The 22,924-nt window shown below is 43.9% G+C and carries 23 protein-coding genes; 18 read left to right on the top strand and 5 right to left on the bottom strand.

The window, feature by feature from the left end; all coding sequences use genetic code 11:
- Positions 1-243: 243 nt before the first annotated feature.
- The 11 genes from panB (at position 244) to J9317_RS11400 (ending at position 10,899) form a co-directional block, all read left to right on the top strand.
- Entirely contained in the window at positions 244-1,083 is an 840-nt protein-coding gene (gene panB, locus J9317_RS11450; protein WP_211562310.1) for a 3-methyl-2-oxobutanoate hydroxymethyltransferase, read from the top strand.
- The gene (gene panC / locus J9317_RS11445; RefSeq protein ID WP_211558713.1) at positions 1,080-1,937 is read left to right on the top strand and encodes a pantoate--beta-alanine ligase; all 858 of its coding nucleotides are present in this window, start codon (positions 1,080-1,082) and stop codon (positions 1,935-1,937) included. Before panB ends, panC begins: the two co-directional genes overlap by 4 nt.
- A 21-nt stretch (positions 1,938-1,958) precedes the next feature.
- Positions 1,959-2,345, top strand: a complete 387-nt coding sequence (gene panD / locus J9317_RS11440; protein WP_211558711.1) for an aspartate 1-decarboxylase — start codon at positions 1,959-1,961, stop codon at positions 2,343-2,345.
- Positions 2,346-2,473: 128 nt separating this feature from the next.
- Complete coding sequence (dinG, locus tag J9317_RS11435; protein ID WP_211558709.1) at positions 2,474-5,296, top strand: ATP-dependent DNA helicase DinG; 2,823 nt, start codon at positions 2,474-2,476, stop codon at positions 5,294-5,296.
- Positions 5,297-5,477: 181 nt separating this feature from the next.
- The gene (locus J9317_RS11430) at positions 5,478-5,648 is read left to right on the top strand and encodes a YpmA family protein (protein WP_211558707.1); all 171 of its coding nucleotides are present in this window, start codon (positions 5,478-5,480) and stop codon (positions 5,646-5,648) included.
- Positions 5,649-5,660: 12 nt separating this feature from the next.
- Complete coding sequence (locus tag J9317_RS11425; RefSeq protein WP_211558705.1) at positions 5,661-6,182, top strand: PepSY domain-containing protein; 522 nt, start codon at positions 5,661-5,663, stop codon at positions 6,180-6,182.
- A 14-nt stretch (positions 6,183-6,196) separates the two neighbouring features.
- On the top strand, positions 6,197-7,381 hold the full coding sequence (locus tag J9317_RS11420; RefSeq protein ID WP_211558703.1) for a pyridoxal phosphate-dependent aminotransferase: 1,185 nt from the start codon (positions 6,197-6,199) through the stop codon (positions 7,379-7,381).
- A 123-nt stretch (positions 7,382-7,504) separates the two neighbouring features.
- Positions 7,505-8,797, top strand: a complete 1,293-nt coding sequence (gene asnS / locus J9317_RS11415) for an asparagine--tRNA ligase (protein WP_211558701.1) — start codon at positions 7,505-7,507, stop codon at positions 8,795-8,797.
- Positions 8,798-8,978: 181 nt separating this feature from the next.
- Entirely contained in the window at positions 8,979-9,680 is a 702-nt protein-coding gene (locus J9317_RS11410; protein WP_211558699.1) for a DnaD domain-containing protein, read from the top strand.
- 30 nt (positions 9,681-9,710) lie between these two features.
- Positions 9,711-10,376 (top strand): endonuclease III, encoded by a 666-nt coding sequence (nth, locus tag J9317_RS11405; protein WP_211558697.1) that lies wholly within the window; start codon positions 9,711-9,713, stop codon positions 10,374-10,376.
- The gene (locus J9317_RS11400; protein ID WP_211558695.1) at positions 10,366-10,899 is read left to right on the top strand and encodes a YpoC family protein; all 534 of its coding nucleotides are present in this window, start codon (positions 10,366-10,368) and stop codon (positions 10,897-10,899) included. Before nth ends, J9317_RS11400 begins: the two co-directional genes overlap by 11 nt.
- A 25-nt stretch (positions 10,900-10,924) precedes the next feature.
- On the opposite strand, the gene J9317_RS11395 is transcribed toward J9317_RS11400, so the two are convergent.
- Together J9317_RS11395 and recU are read right to left on the bottom strand one after the other, a co-directional pair.
- Entirely contained in the window at positions 10,925-13,558 is a 2,634-nt protein-coding gene (locus tag J9317_RS11395) for a PBP1A family penicillin-binding protein (RefSeq protein ID WP_211558693.1), read from the bottom strand.
- 54 nt (positions 13,559-13,612) lie between these two features.
- On the bottom strand, positions 13,613-14,215 hold the full coding sequence (gene recU, locus J9317_RS11390; protein WP_211558691.1) for a Holliday junction resolvase RecU: 603 nt from the start codon (positions 14,213-14,215) through the stop codon (positions 13,613-13,615).
- A 79-nt stretch (positions 14,216-14,294) separates the two neighbouring features.
- Between recU and J9317_RS11385 the strand changes: the two genes are divergently transcribed.
- The 3 genes from J9317_RS11385 (at position 14,295) to J9317_RS11375 (ending at position 16,295) form a co-directional block, all read left to right on the top strand.
- Entirely contained in the window at positions 14,295-15,332 is a 1,038-nt protein-coding gene (locus tag J9317_RS11385; protein WP_249292141.1) for a DUF2515 family protein, read from the top strand.
- Positions 15,333-15,640: 308 nt separating this feature from the next.
- Entirely contained in the window at positions 15,641-15,895 is a 255-nt protein-coding gene (locus tag J9317_RS11380; protein ID WP_211558689.1) for a hypothetical protein, read from the top strand.
- A 37-nt stretch (positions 15,896-15,932) separates the two neighbouring features.
- Complete coding sequence (locus J9317_RS11375; RefSeq protein ID WP_211558687.1) at positions 15,933-16,295, top strand: DUF1798 family protein; 363 nt, start codon at positions 15,933-15,935, stop codon at positions 16,293-16,295.
- Between the two features lie 562 nt (positions 16,296-16,857).
- Here J9317_RS11375 and J9317_RS11370 read toward each other — a convergent pair.
- Complete coding sequence (locus J9317_RS11370) at positions 16,858-17,016, bottom strand: hypothetical protein (RefSeq protein WP_211558685.1); 159 nt, start codon at positions 17,014-17,016, stop codon at positions 16,858-16,860.
- Between the two features lie 170 nt (positions 17,017-17,186).
- Here J9317_RS11370 and J9317_RS11365 point away from each other — a divergent pair, with 170 nt between their 5' ends.
- On the top strand, positions 17,187-17,642 hold the full coding sequence (locus J9317_RS11365; protein WP_211558683.1) for a YppG family protein: 456 nt from the start codon (positions 17,187-17,189) through the stop codon (positions 17,640-17,642).
- A 184-nt stretch (positions 17,643-17,826) separates the two neighbouring features.
- On the opposite strand, the gene J9317_RS11360 is transcribed toward J9317_RS11365, so the two are convergent.
- Positions 17,827-17,979, bottom strand: coding sequence for a hypothetical protein (locus J9317_RS11360; protein WP_211558681.1), 153 nt, complete (start codon positions 17,977-17,979; stop codon positions 17,827-17,829).
- A gap of 72 nt (positions 17,980-18,051) precedes the next feature.
- Entirely contained in the window at positions 18,052-18,492 is a 441-nt protein-coding gene (locus tag J9317_RS11355; RefSeq protein WP_211558679.1) for an Hsp20/alpha crystallin family protein, read from the bottom strand.
- A 200-nt stretch (positions 18,493-18,692) separates the two neighbouring features.
- Between J9317_RS11355 and J9317_RS11350 the strand changes: the two genes are divergently transcribed.
- The 3 genes from J9317_RS11350 (at position 18,693) to J9317_RS11340 (ending at position 22,836) form a co-directional block, all read left to right on the top strand.
- Complete coding sequence (locus J9317_RS11350; protein ID WP_211558677.1) at positions 18,693-19,193, top strand: PTS sugar transporter subunit IIA; 501 nt, start codon at positions 18,693-18,695, stop codon at positions 19,191-19,193.
- A gap of 114 nt (positions 19,194-19,307) precedes the next feature.
- Complete coding sequence (locus tag J9317_RS11345) at positions 19,308-21,590, top strand: DEAD/DEAH box helicase (protein ID WP_211562306.1); 2,283 nt, start codon at positions 19,308-19,310, stop codon at positions 21,588-21,590.
- A complete protein-coding gene (locus tag J9317_RS11340) occupies positions 21,559-22,836 on the top strand; it encodes a ribonuclease H-like domain-containing protein (protein ID WP_211558675.1) in 1,278 nt (425 codons plus the stop codon). The genes J9317_RS11345 and J9317_RS11340 overlap by 32 nt, the downstream gene beginning before the upstream one ends.
- The last annotated feature ends 88 nt before the right edge of the window (positions 22,837-22,924 follow it).

Raw genomic sequence — 22,924 nt, 5'->3', positions numbered from 1 at the left:
TATACTTAACTCGGGTAGTATCCGTTTACATGGAACTGCACCGCAAGAGCATGATTCGATTTTTATAATAATTTAGTCTGCCTTGATCCGAAGGACTGGGACAGAGGAATGATCCGGCGAATTTGTTATGTCCATTCCTTCTTCTCAATATAGAAGAAGGAATTTTTATGTTATGGATCCCTTTGTTCCTCTATAAAGTGAACCCCTTTATCAGGGGCGCTGGGAAAAAAGAGGAGGGAAATGATGAAAAGCAGAGCAGATTTTCAAAAAATGAAAGAAACGGGCGAAGCAATCGCCATGATTACAGCCTATGATTATCCTTCTGCTAAGCAAGCGGAAAAAGCAGGAGCGGATATGATCCTTGTCGGCGATTCTCTCGGGATGGTTGTGCTTGGATACGATTCTACGATTCCTGTTACGATGGAAGACATGATTCATCATACAAAAGCTGTTAAAAGGGGCGCTCCTGGCACGTTTATCGTAACGGATATGCCTTTTATGAGCTACCATATATCAAAAGAAGACACCCTTCGGAATGCCGCAGTACTCATGCAGAAAGCTGGCAGTGATGCTGTCAAACTTGAAGGGGCAGATGAAGTGGCCGGTTTGATTCAAGCTTTAACAAAAGGCGGAATACCTGTTGTAGCCCATCTCGGACTGACTCCCCAATCCGTAGGTGTCCTTGGAGGCTATAAAGTTCAGGGCAAAACAGCTGAAGCTGCAGCTAAATTACTAGAAGATGCCTTGCAATGCCAGCAGGCAGGAGCGATTGCGCTCGTGCTTGAATGTGTCCCCCGCCAGCTTGCTGCGCTCATCCAGCAGCAGCTATCCATACCGGTCATCGGAATTGGAGCTGGAGCTGAAACTGCCGGTCAAGTACTCGTTTATCATGACGTAACAGGATACGGTGTGGAACGCGTGCCGAAGTTTGTAAAACAGTATGGACGCGCTGATGAAGAAATGCAGCAGGCATTATTCCAATATGTATCGGATGTAAAAGGCCGCAAATTCCCTTCAGAGCAGCACACCTTTACTATGAATGAGGATGTTCTCGATGGTCTTTACGGAGGAGTTACGAAATGATTATCATAAATAAAGTGCATGAAGCAAAAGAAATCGTATCAGCCTGGAAAGCAGAGGCCAGCGGTTCACTTGGCTTTGTACCAACGATGGGATATTTGCATGAAGGACATCTTGAACTGATTAAAAAAGCCAGAGCAGATAATGCCAAAGTGGCTGTCAGCATATTTGTCAACCCTACTCAATTTGGACCGAATGAAGATTTTGAAACCTATCCAAGAGATTTGGAAAGAGATCTGCAATTGGCCCGTATGGCAGGGGCAGATCTCGTGTTTGCACCGGATCCTTCAGAAATGTACGGACATGCGCCCTTCGTAACGATGACTGCTGCGGCCAGAACCAACGTACTTTGCGGAAGGTCAAGACCCGGTCACTTTGATGGGGTTGTAACGGTATTAACGAAGCTTTTTCATATTATGCAGCCAGACAAAGCGTACTTTGGGAAAAAAGATGCTCAGCAGGTGGCTGTTATTAAAGGACTCGTGGATGAATTTTTCTTTCCGCTTGAAATCATACCGGTGGACACGGTGAGAGAAGAAGACGGGCTTGCTAAAAGTTCCAGAAATGTTTTCTTAACGGCAGACGAGCGGATGGAAGCACCTAAGATCTATAAAAGTCTTAAGGCAGGCCGCTTATTTTCCGAGAAAGAAAAGCCAGGTGCTGAAGAAATCAGATCGTACATTTTAGCGTCATTGCAGGATATAAAGGGTGCAGAAGTAGACTACGTCGAAGTTTTGCAGTATCCAGAGCTAATTCCGGTTACAGACCAAAGCAGTGAAATCATAGCTGCGGCGGCAGTTAAGTTTTCCGGAGCAAGACTGATCGATAACCTGATTTGGACCCGCAGCGAAAAATAACAACTATTCGGAGGAGATTATATGTTTCGCACCATGATGAATGCCAAAATACATCGTGCCCGTGTAACAGAAGCCAATTTGAACTATGTAGGAAGCATTACTATTGATGAAGATTTGCTGGATGCGGTTGGAATGACCGCTAATGAAAAAGTGCAAATTGTAAATAATAATAATGGAGCCCGCTTTGAAACGTACATCATTCCGGGTCCGAGAGATACTGGAGTTGTTTGCCTGAATGGAGCAGCAGCAAGGCTTGTTCAGGAAGGAGATGTCGTAATTATCATCTCCTACGCTATGATCGCTGAAGAAAATATCCGCATGCATACACCAAAGGTAGCGATTATGGATGAGAATAACCGCATCGTTGAAATGCTGGGAACAGAGCCTGCATCCACCATTCGCATGTAATTGAAAAATGCTCGTGCAGCAGGCCGGCCGGTATCAAGCCGGCCTTTTTCTTTTCCCTTTAGCTTTGAGCGTTTTAGTGCTGTTAATGGTACAATGTACAGGAATGCAAGCTGATTGAGGTGTCAATAATGGAGCATCGGCGTTACGTCGTTTTAGATGTTGAAACAACAGGAAACTCTCCAAAAAAAGGGGAGAAAATTATACAATTCGCAGCAGTGGTTTATGAGAACGGTGAGATTACAGACCGCTTTATGAGTTATGTAAATCCGCTTCAGCCCATCCCTGCCTTTATAGAATCTTTAACAGGCATTAACAATGAAATGGTGGAAGACGCCCCCGTGTTTTCAGAGATTTCAGAGAGGGTTTACCGTATGCTTGATGGGGCTTTTTTTGTTGCCCACAACGTTCATTTTGATTTATCATTCGTTCAGGCAGAGCTGCAGCAGGCAGGGTACCCCCGGTTTATTGGGGGGCTAATGGATACAGTTGAGCTATCGAGAATGGTTTTTCCGTCATTTGAAAGCTACAAATTATCAGAGCTCTGCAGAGAACTGAACATACAGCATGACCGTCCGCATCAGGCAGACAGCGATGCAGAGGTTACAGCTCAAATATTTGGAATCATTTTGGAAAAATTAAAGACTTTGCCTGTCACGACATTAAGGAGCTTAAGGAAGCTTTCCGATGTTTTTATCAGTGATCTGCATGAAATTCTTGACGATTTGATTGAGGAGGGTGAAGCCTCACTTCACCAGCACCGGAATCCGGAAATCGAATTGTACGGCAGGCTTGCATTTTCAGGCGTTTTTACCAAAGATCATTCTGAAGAGAGTCTGCAAAAAGGGGAGATCCCTGATTTCCCGGAGCTTTTTCGATTCATGCAAACCGAACTGCCTTCATATGAAGTCAGACCTCAGCAGCAAAAGCTGATGAATGGGGTTTACGATGCACTGGCAAATCGGGAGCATATGCTTGCGGAAGCGCCTGCAGGGAGCGGAAAATCGCTTGGTCTGCTGGTTCCTGCAATGAAGTATGCTATAGAAAATGGAACACGGATTGTTTATAGCACGCATACGAACACCTTGCAAAATCAGCTGATCGACCGCGATGTCAAACTTGCGTGCAGGATTCTTTCCCGTCCAGTTTCTGCAGCCATTTTGAAAGGTGAATCCCATTATATATGTCCGCACAAATTTGAACTTTCCCTGATGGAGACAGATGATAATTATGACTCTAATCTCGCTAAAGCGCAGATATTAATCTGGCTGCTCCAAACACACACCGGGGATGCGGATGAATTGAACCTTCCTTCAGGCGGAAAGCACTTGTGGATGAGGATCCACCATGATAATTTGTCCAGCCACCCTAAAAATCCGTACCGGGAGCGCTCTTTCTACCATCTTGCCAGGAAAAAGGCCGAGCATAGCACGATCATCGTTGTAAACCATGCCCTTCTTTTACATGATGCTGCAGCTGAATGGAAACAGCTTCCTGAATTTGAAGAACTGCTGATCGATGAAGCCCATCACCTCGAGCGGATCGCCGGCGACCAATGGGGATTCAGGCTTGAATATGTAACGATGCACTCATGGCTGCAGCGAATCGGTCATTTATATTCACGTGATCTGCTGGCGTCTGTAGCTGACTGGTTTGAGCATGAAAGCGAAACCGGATACGACTATTGTCTGGAAATGGACGTCCTTTTAAAGGAGTTCGGGGATGAACTGAATGACTTTTTTACGAACCTTCATGCGTACGTGCTGAAAAAGAAGGGTGGCACCGGCAACAGAATCTCTTTTTCCATTTCACAGGATACAGATCAAAATCCGTATTGGCTGTCCATCGAAGAGATGGCAGACCGGATCAGGTTTTACATGCACGATTTGCTGTCGATTATGAAAAAGCAAAAACAGCTTTTAACATCGGCAAGTCTGCCTCTTAAAACCCAAGCCAAGATGAATGAATACTTTTCGTTTGCGGAACGGTTTAACTATGCAAGCGAAGCCATAAGCCATCTTTTCTCAAACGGCAGTAATGATGCAGCATTTTGGATTGAGGCTGAAGCGAAGGGAGCGAAAAATGCGGCCATCCTATGCAGCAGGCCTGTAGACGTATCCGATCAGCTTGCCAATTTTCTCTTTGAGAAAAAACGCTCGATCATTCTTGTGTCCGGGACACTCTCGGTTAACGGATCGTTCGGGCATGCAATAAAGCAGATGGGCTTGGAGGATTTTTATCCGAAACAGCTGATGCTTCCTTCTTCGTTCAATTACAAAGAACAGGCAAAGCTTTTCGTCCCATCCGATATTCCCGGTATAAGGGATGTTTCCCAAGAGGACTACACATATGCTGTAGCTTCGGCCATTATATCCTTCGTACCGGAAATTGATGGAAAAGTTCTTGTTTTATTTACTTCTTATGACATGCTGAAAAATACGTATAATCAATTGAAATCAGTCGAGGAAATGACAGGCTACACCATTCTCGGACAGGGAGTGGGTGCAGGCAGCAAGGTCAAGCTGATTAAATCATTCAGACAGGCTGAAAAGGGGATTTTGCTTGGAACGAATAGTTTCTGGGAAGGAATTGATTTCCCTGGTGAGGAGCTAAAAGCCATTATTATGGTCAGGCTGCCCTTTGATCCCCCGGATCAGCCGGTGGTTTCAGCCAAAGCGAGGAAAATGGAAAATGAAGGAAAAAACGCTTTTTACGAGTATTCCCTGCCTGAGGCCATTATTAAATACAAGCAGGGATTTGGCAGGCTGATCCGCACCCGGCATGATAAAGGTCTTTTGATTGTGCTGGACCGCCGGATCGTTTCAGCACGTTATGGAAAATATTTTTTGAAAGCAATACCTGACCTGGAAGTTCAATATAAACCGGTGACGGAGCTTGCTCATATTGCGGCCGATTGGCTAAAACACGAAAAAAAGGACTGGGATGCGTTCTGATAAGAACGGGATCGCCAGTCAAAAAGTCGGTGTGGGTTTGGGAGAAATTATTTTCACTTGATGGAACGGTTATTGTTATAATGGGAACATGTACAACAATCTTCGCTGTTGTATTGTTAGTGTATCCTTGCTTCGGATACATATTAGTTACAATATTTGTGGCGCGCAGGAGGAATTTGTTATGGAAAGTAAAATTGAAATTCTCTCAACAGTTAAAGTAGAGCACTCGGATGATCTTTACAAAATCGTGGATTCTTTGAACAGGACGCTAAAAAGAGAAAATCTGATGTTTGGACTGGCACTTGACGAAGAAGATAAAACCAAAGCCGTATTCACGATATACCGTACATAATGGAGCCGGCTGATGAGTAAAAAATGGCTTATATTATTGATAACGGCTTTGGCAGGAATTGCTGCCGGCTGGTTTGTGTTTTCTTCTATTCAGGCTGGAGTGAATGCTCTTAATAAAGGGCACGATACCGCTAAACAGGCAGTCCTTGATCAAGGCAGTCTTACATCCGTTACTAAAGTAACCACATTCAATGGACCCAACACCAGTCCAGATGGAAAACCCGTATCTTTTTATGCTGTTCATGGAAAAGATCCCAAAGGAAAAGATGCCATTGCGCTTATTGCTGCAAATAGGCTGAATGAAAAACCGGTGATGGCCATTTTGTCAGAGGGGATCTCCATGAAAGAAGCAGAGGAGATCGCAAATAAAGAGCACTCTCCCAAGAAAATGTTCCGTACGAAAATGGGCATTCTCCAGAGGGACGGAAAACAGATTCCTGTCTGGGAAGTAAAATATATCGACAGCTATGACAGGTATACATATGATTATATTGATTTCAAAACAGGCAAGATGCTGCACATTGCAATCAAATAGGAGGGACTTAGAGAATGGAATTAGCGAAAAGAGCGGCTTCATTAACACCTTCAACCACATTGGCAATAACAGCCAAAGCAAAAGAGCTCAAAGCAGCAGGACATGATGTAATCGGACTTGGAGCGGGAGAACCGGATTTTAATACGCCCCAAGCCATCATCAATGCAGCTGTAACTTCAATGGAAGATGGATTCACCAAATATACTCCTTCCGGTGGACTGAAGGAATTAAAAGACGCCATCATTGAGAAGTTTAAAAATGATCAGAACCTTGATTATGCACCAGCGGAGATTATCGTTTGTACTGGTGCAAAGCACGCTCTTTATACCTTGTTTCAAGTCATTTTAAATGATGGGGATGAAGTAATTGTGCCATCTCCATATTGGGTAAGCTACCCTGAGCAGGTAAAACTTGCAGGCGGAGTGCCCATCATTATTGAAGGAACGGAAGAAAATCAGTTTAAAATAACGCCTGAACAAATCGGGCATGCAGCAAACAGCCGCACCAAAGCCGTTATCATCAATTCTCCAAGCAATCCAACGGGAATGATTTATACAGAAGAAGAGCTTAAAGCAATTGGTGATGCCTGCGAGAAACACGGCCTGCTGATTGTTTCGGATGAAATTTATGAGAAGCTGATTTATGGGGACGCAAGCCACGTATCGATAGCCCAGATTTCTCCATCATTAAAAGAACGTACCATTGTCATTAATGGTGTTTCAAAATCCCACTCGATGACAGGATGGAGAATCGGTTATGCAGCAGGTCCTAAAAAAATCATCAGCGCCATGACGAACCTGGCAAGCCACAGCACATCCAATCCTGCGTCCATGGCACAATATGGAGCCATCGAGGCGTACAGAGGTTCACAGGAGCCCGTGGAAGAGATGAGAAAAGCCTTCGAAAGCAGATTAAACGAAACATATGAACAGCTCATTAAAATACCAGGATTTACATGCATTAAACCGCAGGGAGCTTTCTACCTTTTTGCAAATGCAAGCGAGGCTGCAAAAATGACTGGCCATAATTCGGTGGATGCATTTGTTGAAGCGCTTCTTGAAGAAGAAAAGGTTGCACTTGTTCCAGGATCAGGCTTTGGCTCGCCGGAGCACGTCAGATTATCGTATGCGACTTCCCAGGACCTGCTGACGGAAGCCATTACCAGAATCAAGCGGTACACAGAGAAAAATAAAGCATAAAAGAAGGGCGGTGCACATACCGCCCCTTTATGATAAACCGCTCATATTGACCTGTTGTAACTGCGGTTAGTATAATAGAACACATACATATTCGGACGAGACGTCCGTGGAGGGAATACTGAATTGAAAACAACCATTTCACAAGTACACAAATTTACAGGAAAAGAAGTTACCATTGGAGCTTGGATCGCCAATAAACGTTCAAGCGGAAAGATTGCCTTTTTGCAGCTGAGAGACGGAACAGGCTTCATGCAAGGCGTTGTGGTTAAAGCAGAGGTGCCTGAAGAGGTATTCCAGAAAGCAAAATCTGTGACACAGGAAACGTCTGTATATGTTACAGGCATAATCAGAGAGGACGAGCGTTCTCCATTCGGTTATGAAATGGGTGTCACAAATGTAGAAGTCATCCATGAAGCAACGGACTATCCGATAACACCTAAAGAGCATGGAACAGAATTCCTGATGGATCATCGTCATCTATGGCTTAGATCTAAGCGTCAGCACAGTGTCATGAAAATAAGAAATGAAATCATTCGTGCAACATACGAATTTTTTAATAATGAAGGGTTTGCAAAAGTTGATCCCCCAATTCTGACTGGAAGTGCGCCGGAGGGAACTTCAGAACTATTCCATACAAAATATTTCGATGAGGATGCTTACCTTTCCCAAAGCGGCCAGCTGTATATGGAAGCAGCAGCGATGGCATTGGGAAAAGTATTTTCATTTGGTCCGACATTCCGTGCCGAAAAATCCAAAACTCGCCGCCACTTGATTGAATTTTGGATGATTGAACCTGAAATGGCGTTTTACGAATTCGAAGATAACTTAATTGTCCAGGAAAATTACGTATCATTTATCGTCCAAAGTGTTTTGAAAAATTGCAGCTTGGAATTAAATACATTGGGAAGAGATGTTTCTAAACTGGAAAACATCAAAGCTCCTTTCCCGAGAATTACGTATGATGATGCATTGAAAATGCTCCATGAAAAGGGATTTGAGGACATTCAATGGGGAGATGATTTCGGGGCGCCACATGAAACAGCGATTGCCGAAAGCTTTGATAAACCTGTTTTTATCACTCATTATCCAACGTCTCTTAAGCCATTTTACATGCAGCCTGCCAAAGACCGTGAAGACGTGGTTCTATGTGCAGATTTGATTGCACCTGAAGGGTACGGAGAAATCATCGGCGGTTCTGAAAGAATCCATGACCAGGCACTTCTTCAGCAGCGCCTGGAAGAACATGGACTGGAAAGGGACGCCTATAAATGGTATCTTGAACTTCGCAAGTACGGTTCCGTCCCGCACTCAGGCTTCGGTCTCGGCCTAGAACGGACAGTAGCCTGGATCAGCGGTGTGGAGCATGTTCGCGAATCCATTCCGTTTCCAAGACTGCTCAACCGCTTGTATCCTTAATTCATGCAGTAAACCAGAGTCTCCAGTATTGGAGACTTTTTTCAGCCATTTTATTGGATGATCGGGCATTTTTAGCTACAGGAAACCGCGAAAAGCCAAGACGGTTGGCGGTCTGTCCTGTACCTCATCAGTATGACCCGTTTCGTTTATGTCAACTAATCATCATCAGAGGGGGGATATGATGAATAAAGAACAGTTCATATCCATACAGATGGAGGGATCTTTATCGATTCCCGGCATTTTATTATTAAATTATCCAAAGCTCGGGCTTACCGAGTCTGAAATGATGCTTCTCTTGCAGGTTCAGTTGTTTATCCAGCAAGGCAAACCGTTTCCGACACCTGATGAACTGGCAGCCAGAATGTCTGCTTCATCTCCGGACTGCTCCATGAGCTTGAGAAGTCTGATTCAAAGGGGGTTTTTAAAAATAGATGATGAAGATATTCAGTCTATCCGCTTTGAAAAGTATTCTCTTGAGCCGCTTTGGGATAAACTGTACCGTTTCCTTACAGAAACGAAAAAAGAACAGTGCGAGCCTGAAAAAACGGAAGAAAGCCTTTATTCCGTTTTTGAACAGGAATTCGGCCGTCCGCTATCACCTTTTGAGTGTGAAACGCTCGGCATCTGGATGGATCAGGACCACCATGATCATGACATAATCAAAGCTGCATTAAGGGAGTCCGTTATTTCAGGCAAGCTTAATTTCCGTTACATCGACAGAATTTTGTTTGAATGGAAGCGGAACGGCATCAAAACGATTGAACAGGCTAAAGACCATTCCAGACAATTCCGTCAAAGCAATGGAAAAAGCAGACAGCCTGAACCGCAGACAGACGAGCCGTATCAGCGAAAGGTTCCATTCTATAACTGGCTTGAAAATTAAGAATGTCACATGTTGAAAAGAGGTTTTGCCATGCTTACAAAAATTCAAATGAGAGAAGCACTTGATACAATGGGGGAGCTTTTTCCAGATGCTCATTGTGAATTGGTTCATGCCAATCCATTTGAACTGGTAATCGCTGTTGCTCTTTCTGCGCAATGTACAGATGTGCTCGTAAATAAGGTGACGAAAAACCTCTTCCAAAAGTACAAAAAGCCTGAAGACTATCTGGCTGTTTCCTTGGAAGAGCTGCAAGAAGATATCCGGTCGATAGGATTATACCGGAATAAAGCCAAAAACATCCGAAATTTATGTGCGATTCTGCTCGAGCAATACAATGGAACCGTTCCAATGGAAAGAGATGAATTGATCAAACTTCCGGGCGTAGGCAGAAAAACGGCAAATGTCGTAGTATCTGTTGCATTCGGTGTACCTGCCATCGCGGTTGATACGCATGTGGAGAGGGTTTCTAAAAGACTTGGATTCTGCCGCTGGAAGGACTCTGTTCTGGAAGTAGAAAAGACGCTTATGAAAAAAATACCGGTAGAAGAGTGGTCTGATACACACCATCGGTTGATTTTCTTCGGCCGTTATCACTGCAAAGCACAGGCCCCTAAGTGCGCAGAATGCCCTTTGCTGCATATGTGCAGAGAAGGCGGGAAACGGTTGAAAAAGGGGCTTATTCAGTATGCCAAATAAGCTTTATCCAATCCCGCCCGGCTTTTTGCTGCCTCCTTATATAAATAGAACGGACATCTGCATCGATCTAGCCCGGACTCCGCTTGAAACGATCATGGAATTTCCTCTTGCATTCGATCTTCTGCACGAGCTAAAAGAACCCATTCCCTATAAGCCATGGGAACAGGATGAGGAACCGGTTGATGTCTTATTTGCTGTGTGGAAGCGGAAGAGGAAAGAGCAGGAGCACAGATTGCAGCAGCAGAAAAAAGCGGATGCTGTTCTGATGGGATATGCTTATAGTGCTTTTATGGCATGTCTGCACTGGATGAATGGCCAGCATGTCCTCACATTAAAACCTGATAACCTTGACCTATTAGACATTAAGCCAGTTAATGCAGCAGAGCGGCTTCAATTTGTACGGGAGAGTCCTCTTCAATTCCATGCATTCATTCAAATGAAAGAGCTGTTTTTGGAATTGGAAAAAATGCATCAGAAAAAATTGCTTCTTTCAAAATTTAAAAAAGAAAAGCCGCTTGGATGACCAAGCGGCTTTTTATATTATTTATTTAATTGTCAGAGTCTCCGTCATCTCCGGTTCCTCCGGTTCCTCCGGTTCCTCCGGTTCCTCCAGTACCTCCAGTACCTCCGGTTCCGCCCTGTCCGGGAGGAGGGGTGCCAGGCTGACCGGGCTGCTGGCCATCCTGACCGCCGGTGCCTCCGTCATTTCCGCCGTCAGCTGGCGGCTCTGTCGGAGGCGGTTCTTGTCCTGGAGGAGGCTCCTGACCAGGAGGCGGTTCCTGACCTGGCGGCTGTTCTCCATCCGCAGGCGGCTCTGTTGGGGTTTGACCGCCTTCATCAGGTGCAGGCTCTTCCGCTGCCGGAATCGTCACAGATGCCGCGGCTGGTTCGCTCCGAGTGCTGTCGCTGTCTCTAATCGCTGTAACCTGGAACTGATAAGTGGAGCCAGGCTGAGGGTTAGATACAGTAAAGGCCGAATCTTTAGTGCTCGTGACCACCTGTGAAGGGCCGCCGTCCTGTGACTGAGTCACCTCAAACGTTACATTTGCCTTTTCCGCAGGATCATACCCCCATGTGAGGGAGATGGCATTGGCTGCCTGATCAAAATTCACGGAAACCTCTGGTTTAGAGACACCTTGAGGCTGTTCTGGCTCTTCTTCTGGTTCAGGCTCCTGATACTGCTGAGATTGCTTAGAAGGCTCTGTTCCTTTTACAAAATACTCTGTGGTTTTTTCACTGTCTGGAGTATAAGGTCCTGCTTCTTCTGCCGGATCCGATCCTTTCACAACTTCAACCTCAGATACACTTGCCGGCTTTTTGAAAGTGGATGTGTCATCTGAAGCAACTTCAGACATAACAGATTTAAAGATTTTTTTGGCGATATCGTCTTCCGTGTCGTTTAATCCAGTATCTTTTCCTGTCCACACTGACAATGTCGTTGAAGGGGTATATCCAACAAACCAAGAATCTCTTACATCGTTGGAAGTTCCAGACTTACCGGCTATATCCAATCCGGAAACATTCGCTCTTTCTCCGGTTCCTCCGCTTTCCATAACCGAACGAAGCATATCAGTAATCATAAAGGCAGTGGCATCACTCATCGCAGCGACTGGCTCCGGATTAAGATCCATCTTCGTTCCATCCTGGAATTCTACAGATTTTACTACATGCGGCTCAATATAAATTCCGCCATTTCCGAATGCACTGTATGCACCGGCCATATGCATGCTCGATACGTAATCATATCCGCCAATAGCAGAGGATTCATAGAAATTTTCACTCGGCATTCCGAGCTTCAATGCGAATTCCTTCGCTTTGTCCAGCCCGACCTCTTGAAGCGCCTTAACAGCCGGAGTGTTATATGACCCTTTTAATGCTTGCCGTATAGATACCTGTCCATGATAATTGTCGCCGAAATTTTTGAAGGATTTCCCATTTGAATATTCGTACTTCTCATCATCAATTTGGTGGTATGTAGACCACTTTAAATATTCAACAGCAGGTCCATAATCCAATACAGGCTTGATCGTCGATCCTGGAGACCGTTTAGGCATAGTTGCATAGTTAAAGTCTGTTTTAGGTCCATGCCCGCCAAGAGCTCTAATTTCGCCTGTTTGAGTATCAGCTACAGTTAATCCTGCCTGGAATTCATTGCCTTCAGGAAGATTTACTTCGTTCCCCTGCATGACTTTATTGACATAATTCTGAGCGGCAGGATCAATACTTGTATAAATTTTTAAACCTGATGAACTTACCTCAACATCGGTTTTATCTTTAATCTCATCCGTAATTTTATCTACAAATGCTTTGTAAGGATTTTTATCTTCTTTAGGAGCAGCGATATTAGCCGTTACATCGGCTTTCTTTGCCTTGTCCGCTTCTTCCTGTGTAATGAATCCGTGCTTTGCCATTAAAGAAAGCACCGTATTGCGCCGTTCAGTTGCCCGTTCCGGCTCCACACGCGGATTGTAGTTGTTAGGCGCCTTAACCATCCCGGCAAGCATGGCTGCTTCATCCAATGTTAAATCCTTTACATCTTTCCCGTAAAAATTCTCTGCTGCTTTGCCAATTCCGTATGTGTTGCCTGTGTAATACAGCTTATTTAAATACAATTCCATGATTTCCTGCTTTGAAAATTTTCTTTCAAGCTGGAATGCGAGCCATACTTCCTGTACTTTCCGCTCTACGGATTTTTCGTTTGTAAGCAAGTAATTTTTGATAACCTGCTGGCTGATGGTACTTCCGCCCTCAGCTCCGAAGCCTTCTTTGAAGTTGGCAAGAACTGCTCCGCCGAGCCTGATGAAGTCGACTCCGCTATGCTCATAAAAACGGGCATCCTCGGTTGCAAGAAAAGCGTTTTCCACATTCTTTGGAATATCTTTATAAGCAACGTATGTCCGCTTTTCCTCTCCGCCGATTTCGAATATTTTTTTGTTGTTTTTATCAAAAACTTGAGAAGTATAGATGGATTTCAATTTTTTCTCGTCCAGGGAAGGGGATTTTGCAACGATTACACCGAAGGCAACGCCTCCTGCAATCATTAAAACGACACATGCTGCTAATAATCCAAGGACTATTTTTTTCCATAAAGGCCCGTTTTTACGGTTTTTAGGATTCTTTTGCGGTTTGGCGGGTTTTGAGGCCCTTCTTCGTTCTTCTCGACTTTGATAATTATCTGACATTTGATCTCTACCTTTCGCTGCAAAAACATGATTGTATTTTAACCATGTACTAATCTAATTAAAATAAAGAGCGTCTAAAACCTTAATGTAATGAATTCTAGGGCTGAATCCGAGAGGTATAAGGATGGCGTTTTCCTCAATTTCAGCCTTTGTAATGGATTTGCGGCCGCCGCTTTCTTTTCGCTCCCAAAAACCTATTAAATGCCTGGCTGGAAGCAGAAAAATTTTCCCGAAGGCTGACAAAATCACGAAGCAAATACCGTCTTGAGCAAGGACCTGCTTCATATGGGTAATTTGGTGCTCATGAAAATTCTGGAGCGGAAAGGAGGACGGGTTTTTCGTCTCTTTCGCTTCAAAATCCAGGTAGCGGCCTTTATAGATCCCATTGTAATCAGTAGTGGAGGATTGTTTGAAATAAGCCTCTTTTATAACAGCTGCACTTCTGCGGGGATAATCCACATTCACAATTTGAACAGGTGTAGGCTTTTTGTGGACAACGGCTATTCCCCGATGCAGATAAAACTGGTTTGTTTCATTTAAATCTTCTTCAAGCGTCATCCCGCGGTTGCTGTATATTGGATTGCTCCTTTTTTTTGCAGAATCCTTCTCTTTTTCCACCGGTGAATATATTTTACCGTTAGGATACCGATAAGTCATATTTCCCCTCCCATGGCAAAGACTATATTCTATCATATCAGAAAATCGATCCCTCGCATAAAAAAATGAGATATTTCCCATGATTACTGGGAAGGTAACAGGGAACGATAGGAATCGGGGTGAAGGCATGGATAAGGAAGCATTCGATCAGCAGCAGGCAGCCTTCGTGATGCGTGAGATTCGCAAGCAGCTCGAGCGGGCCAATTACGACAATATCTCAAGAACGTATGCCTATTTTCAGTTTTATATTCGGAATCCTGAAATTCAATGGTCGTTTCTGGCCAGCATGGTATCCAGAAATGCAGGATACAATATGACCGATTTGCATTCATCGTGTTATAGGGCTGCCCTTGACCACAAATTGCGGAGGGAGCTGTTTTTGACCTATGAGGATGCCAATTGGCTGATTTTCTCTGATGCCTTTCCGCAGCTTCTTATTTATGAATACTCGAAAATCATCGGCTTTCCGCTTTTTTCTCTCCTGAAAGCTTTTTCTGTTTCTCCATTTATGATCAGAGAATGGCAAACGTTTTGGGATGAGCGGAATAAAGAGAGGATTCTAACCTCGTTGATTATCAATGAACAGCATTTAATTCACAATCCCGTTATCAGACACCCGGTTTTTAAAAAAGAAGTCTTTACATCATTCGTTTATCGCTTTCAGGATGTGTTCCATTTTTCAACAGTTCTTTTTCCAACTTTAAATGGGGAGCTATACGGTTATTCTGTTTATGACTTTAAAAGGAAAGCTTCAAGGATTGAACTTGGCAAAAAGCTCGCCTGGCTGCTTTTTCAAAGCAGATGGAAGGATGACTTCTTCTTATTTGCATCAGCCGTTCCCCACACGGGCTCCAGGTTTGATTATGAACAGTACTTTGATGATAAAAGAATACGGCAAACCCCCATCTTAAGGATGGCATTTCCTGCTGTACCACATCATATAGACGTTTCAAAGCGAGAATGGTTTCATGGGCAAAACTTAAACAAGTATTATTCCGCTCCTGCTATTAGAGGGCGAAGTGAATTGACTGATTGGCACAGAAAAAAACGGAATCAGATGCAGCTGATTTCATTCCTTAAGGAGTTCTGGACGGTTCAAAAAAAGACAGGGAAGTAATCCCTGCCTGCTGACATTAAACGGATGGACGGTTCTGTCCATTCAGTTTTTTATCTCCTGTTTCACGTTTACTCTGTTGTTTTTTCTGTTCAGTATTCGGCTTATTTTTATTCATATTAGCACCTCCTAGCATCTATTGTTTACCTTTGGGGAAATTTCATTCTCTTTGTCGCGGCTGCGGATGTCGAATAGAGGTGGATTGAGGGGGCTTGATACTTTGTTTGACGAAACCCTTCTAGTTTTGTCAGCGGGGAAGGGAGGAGCAGAAAAAGAGAGAATTTTTATAAACATGAAAGGAGTGATCGGACATGGGGAAACTAATTGACCGCAAAGAAATTGAGGAGCTTCTTAAAGACATTGAAGAGGATATGGCAAGGCTGGAAGAGAAGATTGGCTCTGCAATTTTAACGGTGAGTATGAGCAAGGAGCAAGCAGTAATGGCGAAAGGAAATTCAGCAGCAGATTTACTGGATAACATCGAATATACAGCAAGGCTTGCTTCATCCGGAAGAAAATGGCCAATAGAGGGCTCCTTTGTTTTGAATACATCGTTTCATTCATAATCACGTTCTGCTATGATATTCGAAGAGGTGAACCTGTTTGAGTATCGAATTAGAATTGTCTTATAAGCTTAAACAAATAAATGAAGAAGCCCTGGCAAGATTTATGGAGGGTAAAGAGAAAGAAACAGCCTATGATTTTTACGCACAAATTAAGCCTGCTTTTGAAGAGGGATCTAAAATTGCGAACGATTGGAAGGACCTTTTGACGGAACGGTATAAAACCGATCGCCCTAAACACGTCCATCCCTCCCAGCTCGATTCGGCTGTAGATAATATCGAACAGCAAATTCTCCAATCCTTTGATCCGAAAGCAAAATCCCTCCGTTATAAAAACACGAAGGAATCCGTTGATTATGTCGTAAACTCGGTTATTGAGTGGCTTGAAAAATCTAAACCTTAAAAGAGGCTCATATTTGTGAGTGGTTTTAACTGATTTCCGCTGCGGGTTGCTTGCTTTCCGCGGGGCGGGCGGTTAGCCTCCGCGGCGCAAGCGCCTGCAGGGTCTTACCTGTCCCGCTGCTCCCGCAGGAGTCGCGCACCTTCCGCTCCAATCAGCCTGCCTATGCTACTTCAAAGTAGTAATATAAAATTGAAACCCCCGGAATGCACAGCATCTCGGGGGTTTCAATTTGAATTGTACCTCTCAGCAGGACTTTTTAGACAGCCTTTTTACATTATTCGTTATACAGACTAAAAGCTTGGAGTCCGGGAAGGGCTGGGAGCCTCTGCAGAGCAAGCTTACAACTGGGTCTCACCTGTCCCGCACCTGCTAAAGGAGTTGCGCACGTCCCGCACCAATCAGCCTTAACAATTATGGGGAAAGAAAAATGTTAAAAAACACCATACTCCTTAATCGAAATCAAAAATCCGGAAATACTGTGCCAGCACTTCCGGATTTTCATATTTTTGCACTTGGCAAGCCATTTTAGACAGCTCCGTCAACTACCCTTTAAAATTTGAGCTTACTCTTTGATCTCAACTGGACGATCGCCTTCACTGGCTACTGGTTCTATGGCGTATCCTTTTTTTTCATCCTGTTTGGGGGGAACGTTTTGTCCGTATTCCGGCTGTTCGGATTGATGCCCTTTTTGCTTATGGTTAAAATGCTGCCCTCTGCCCATTTCATCTCCTCCTTCCCAGTTAGTATGCGAATTTGCCTTCCGTGTTATGAGTAATTCTTCTTCCGGCGAACCTTTACAATGAATGTGAATAAACTGGTTATTAGCCCAATCCGTCCGTCTTTCAGCAACTGAACTGACAAGCGGTAAACCAGACTAGGAGGGAAGTATTTATGTTTTATCCATATGGACCAGAAGGCAGTGAAGCGCACAGTCCAAGAGTCAAAAGAAGACGCACAAGCAGAGAAGCATCCTGGGGAAGCCAGATTCCGGTCTATCAGCAGCATGCATATCCATACGAAGCCTATCAGCAGGCGAATCCTTATTATAATCAGCAGCTTTATCAGTACCAGCCAGTCCAGCCCACACTCCCGTATTTGCAGAATCTTGCTCAATACACTCCTAATACAGCCTTTCAGCCGCAGTCTCCATACCCTTATCCATATCCGAAGCAAGGGCCCTTTCCGAAGCAGCCTCAAGGCTCAGGGATGCAAAACGTCATGTCGCAATTCAAAAAATCAAATGGACAATATGATTACAATAAAATGATGGATACGGCAGGGCAAATGATGAGTGCTGTTAACCAAATGAGTTCCTTATTCAAAGGAGTGACGGGGTTTTTCAAATAGCTTAAAAATCCGGCTTTCCTAATTAAAAACAGGATAGCCGGATTTAATGATTAATGCTTCTTATATTCCATTTCGCTGGCTAGTTTATTCAGGACTTCCTTATAGGACAAGCCTGATTGCAAGTTAGCCCTCTTTACTTTTTCAGCATCTGTGTCTGAAAAATTCCTAAGCATGGATGGCTTATTCATGACCTTTGCTTACCCTTCAATGCTGACAGCGGTTCAGAAGGCTTCTCATTTCCAATCACCGCTCCAATGGAAGGGGAGGGGGAAGGTTCGGCTATTAATCGATCGTTCAGCTGTTTAAAATCCGGCATGTTCTTATTGTAATTTGTCATATGAATTCGCCTCCTTTAGGTAGTATTTGCGGAAGCGTTCACTGCATGCAAAAAAAAGACGCATTGGCTGCGTCATTTTTTGGGCATACGAATGATCAGCTTTCCTTCATGCAGAGCAGTAATCATCTGACTGTCATCTGCTTCAGCAGGAAGGTAAACCGATCTTGAAAAATGGCTGTATGTGGTAGATTGTGAATAATAAGCCTCCTCTTTGGACGCTGAGTGCTGAACTTTATGATCAATTTCGAGCGTCAAAGTGCGGCCGCTTACTTCAATATCAATATCATTTAAGGTAACAGGCGGCAGACTTGCTTCAACAATCACTTCGTCTTCCGTTTCAAATGCCTGCATATCTATATATGGAAAGGAAGCGTTCTGAAGGAGAGCTTCTTCAAATTGCCTTAAAAAATGCTTTACAGGCGAAGAATGAAAAAAATGATCCACAGCCTTGGAAAGATCCAGGTCAAAACCAAGCAATTCAGGCGTCTGATTTTTTTTGTTTTTATCATCCATTTATCTCAAACCTCTCTTCATTGGGCTATCTTACTATATGCACGGAAAGAAAAATGGTTATAAATTGTCTCGTGGAAGGCTTTGTGCTTTAATATTCCTGTACATACACGTTTTTTAGACTGCCCGGGGCGCCAAAAAGTGTTTATTTGAAGATTTCCCGGGTATGTTTAATAAGGACCATTCCGGTAGGAGGAATAAAAATGTTTAAAAAACTATTTGGTAAAAAAGAAGAAGTTTCAAAAGAAGAAACCGTTTTTGCTCCAATGAAGGGAAAGCTTGTCACGCTGGAAGAAGTTCCCGATCCGGTATTTTCCCAGAAAATGATGGGTGATGGAGCTGCCATTATTCCGGCGGAAGGAAAAGTTGTTGCCCCTGTGAACGGTGAAGTGATTCAGCTGTTCCATACGAAGCATGCGATTGGTCTCCGTTCAGAAACTGGCATGGAGCTCCTTATTCATATCGGACTTGAAACGGTCAGTATGAACGGGGAAGGCTTTGAAGCGCATGTGAAAGAAGGGGACAAGGTTTCTGCAGGCGACCTTCTTATTACTTGCGATCTTTCATTAATTAACGAGAAAGCATCAAGTACCATTACTCCGATCGTGATCACCAATGGCGACATTCTGGAATCGGTTGAAAAAGCTGAATCTCAGGAAACGGATGAAGGCAAAACTAAAATTTTCGTAGTGAAAGCAAAATAAATATAGCTGAGGCTCCCTGAAAAGGGGCCTTTTTCATTAAAAAGTATATGAAAACGAACGTGTATTCGATACAATAGCAGGAAAGAGGTGATCGTATTGTTTAAGAAAAAAACCATGGACCAGCTTGTAGAATGGCTGAAAAAGGATGAAGCCTATAAAGAGAAGATTGTTCACTGGAGAACGCTGGAACCGCGTGAGGCGAAAACGGCTCCTATGCCGGCAGATTTGCATCCAAAGCTGCTTGAGGCCCTTCATTCGAGAGGGATTCGTGAACTCTACACTCACCAAAGCACAGCGTATGCAGCAGCAAGAAACGGAAAAAGCTTTGTTGCGGTTACTCCTACAGCATCCGGAAAAACCCTTTGCTATAACCTGCCTGTCCTGCAAAGTGTCCTGGAAAAATCCGAAAGCCGGGCTCTGTATCTTTTTCCGACAAAAGCATTGGCCCAGGATCAGAAAAGTGAAATGAATGAATTGATACAGTCGATGGATGCTTCCATCAACTCATATACATATGATGGAGACACTTCGCCGGCAATTCGGCAGGTAATCCGAAAGGCTGGACATATCGTCATGACGAACCCGGATATGCTTCATTCTGCGATACTGCCCCATCATACAAAATGGGTCTCATTGTTTGAAAATCTGAAATACATTGTGATTGATGAATTGCACACCTACAGAGGGATATTTGGAAGCCATGTGGCGAACGTGATAAGAAGACTTATGCGGATTTGCCGGTATTATGGAAGCGAGCCGGTCTTTATTTGCACATCTGCGACCATTGCCAACCCGAAAGAACTTGGGGAGAGGCTTACAGGAAGCATCATGGAGCTGATTGACAACAATGGAGCTCCATCAGGAAGAAAGCATTTTGTGTTCTATAATCCGCCGATTGTGAACAAAGCGATGAATATCCGCAAAAGCGCTACTCTCGAGGTCCGCGACCTTGCCGGACATTTCCTGAGCAATGGCATACAAACCATCGTTTTTGCAAGAAGCAGGGTACGGGTTGAAATTATCCTGACGTATTTGCAGGAACTGATTAAGAAAAAATTAGGCCCTAAAACCATCAGAGGCTACCGGGGCGGCTATCTGCCGAAGCAGAGGCGGGAAATTGAGAAGGGCTTAAGGTCCGGTGAGATTATTGGCGTCGTCAGTACGAATGCACTTGAACTGGGTGTGGATATCGGACAGCTGCAGACGTGCATTATGACCGGCTATCCAGGGACGATCGCCAGTGCCTGGCAGCAGGCGGGTAGGGCCGGGAGACGTCACGGCGAGGCCTTTATAGTCATGGTTGCAAGCTCCAATCCACTGGATCAGTATATCATTCAAAATCCTGATTACTTTTTTGAACAGAATCCTGAAACAGCGGTCATTGATCCTAATAATCTCATTGTTTTAGTCGACCACATCAAATGCGCAGCTTTTGAGCTCCCTTTTCGTGAACAGGATTCATTTGGAGATTCTGATATTACGGAGATCCTCGAGTATTTGGCTGAAGAACATGTACTCGTACAGAACAGGGGACAGTTCCATTGGATGAATGCCTCGTTCCCCGCCCACAATATCTCCCTTAGATCCGCATCCCAGGAAAATGTGGTCATCATTGATCAGTCGGATATTTCAGCGGTCAAGGTGATCGGTGAAATGGATAGGTTCAGCGCTATGACGCTCCTTCATGATGAAGCCATCTATCTTCACCAGGGAATTCAATTTCAGGTAGAGCTTCTGGATTGGGAGGAGAAAAAAGCATTTGTCAGAGAAGTAAAGACCGATTACTATACAGATGCAAACCTTGCTGTTCAGCTGAAGGTGCTTGAAACAGATTTAAGGGGCAGTGAAGAAGAGTATGAGACCGGATTCGGAGATGTAGCGGTACAGGCCATGGCAACCATCTTTAAAAAAATTAAATTTGATACGCATGAAAATATCGGTTCAGGGCCAATCACACTTCCCGAAGAAATTCTTCATACTAATTCAGCCTGGCTCAGTCTGAATATGGACAATCGGGATTGGACCGAGGACCGGGTGGAAGAGGCTATAATGGGAATGGCAAACGTTTTTCGTCATATTGCCCCATTAAAGGTAATGTGCGATCCATCTGATCTTCATGTCGTTCCGCAGGTGAAAGCATCTCATAATGAGCTGCCGACCGTTTTCCTTTACGACCGGTATCCCGGCGGAGTAGGGCTGTCGAAAAAGATTTTTGAACAATTCCATGAGCTTGTAGGTGAAAGCCATGACTTAATATACGCGTGCCCATGCGAACATGGATGTCCATCCTGTATAGGAACGGATGGCAGCATGGACTCACAAAAGCTGGATACGCTCACTCTTTTAAAAGATTTGAGGGAAAACCATGTCTTTGAAAAACAAATTGAACCGTCTTAAAAACCACATCATCTCCGAGACGTCTCCTGTAAAGCCGGTTATACCTGTGAAACAGGAAACGAAAGCGGAGCTAAACCCAGCCGGATTAAAACCGGTAAAATACGGGGAGGATTTCTGCCTGCTCCGTGAAATTTCTTATCCGCTGGACTATCAGCATGGCTTATACAAACTGAAGGATTGCGCCGATGCCGTGAAAAGATGGAATGAGAGTTCCTTAAATCATCCTCTTTCAGCTAAAGGCCATCGTCCTGAGGACTTATTCTTTTTCGATACAGAGACAACAGGGCTTGGCGGCGGAACGGGAAACATGATTTTTCTGCTTGGACATGCCTCTTTTTCGGAAAATGAAGTGACTGTCCGGCAGCACCTATTGCCAAAACCGGGACATGAAGTCGCTCTTTATAAGGACTTTTTAAAATACGTAGATATTACAACCCTTGTCACTTATAACGGAAAATCTTTTGACTGGCCGCAGGTAAAAACGAGGCATACCCTAATCCGCGATTTTGTTCCAGAGCTTCCATCGTTTGGCCATTTTGATCTTTATCATGCTTCCAGAAGATTGTGGAAGCATAAAGAGTATGCGTTGAAGCTGATGAATGTTGAATCGGAAATGCTCAATATTAAAAGGGAAGACGACGTGCCTGGATATTTGGCGCCGATTATTTATCAGCATTATGTCCAGACACAGGATGAAGCTGTGCTGGAAGGCATATTAAAGCACAATGAACTGGATGTACTGACACTGATCACCCTCTACACACATTTATCAAACAGCCTTTTAAATATAGGGTCTGGTCAAACTGCAGATGAAATTGAGCAATATGAAGTAGCGAGATGGTATGAAACTGCAGGTGAGCATCAGACGGCCCTCAAGGAATATGAATCAATTGCAAAAAAGGGGTTTAATAAGTCCTTTGACGCGAAATATAAGGTGGCTCATAAACACAAGAAGGAAAAAAATTGGCCGGAAGCTGTTATGGCATGGGAAGAGATTGCAGCAAATGATTCAGGGAAATTAAAAATTGATGCTTCCATACAGCTCGCTATGTATTATGAGCATGCAGAAAAAAATAATGAACTTGCCCTTAAATGGACGGAATCTGCCATCGCTTATGCAAAAGAACTGAATAGATTGGCGAAGCTTAAAAACATCGATTCCATTTTATCAGAGGGAAATAAGCGTAAAAATCGCTTAAATGGGAAATTATTAAGTAATTATTCCCCGGGCAAGCGCAGGAAATGAGAAATTCCGCCAAATTTTTAACATTTGTGTGACATTTTCAAACAAGTCAAAACATTAATTGTAGAACGGTGCTGAACCGTGTAAAATA

The sequence above is a fragment of the Metabacillus flavus genome (genome assembly GCF_018283675.1).
Lineage (GTDB): Bacteria > Bacillota > Bacilli > Bacillales > Bacillaceae > Metabacillus_B > Metabacillus_B flavus.
Note: the sequence above shows the minus strand (reverse complement) of the source record. Positions and strands in the feature narration are given on the sequence as shown.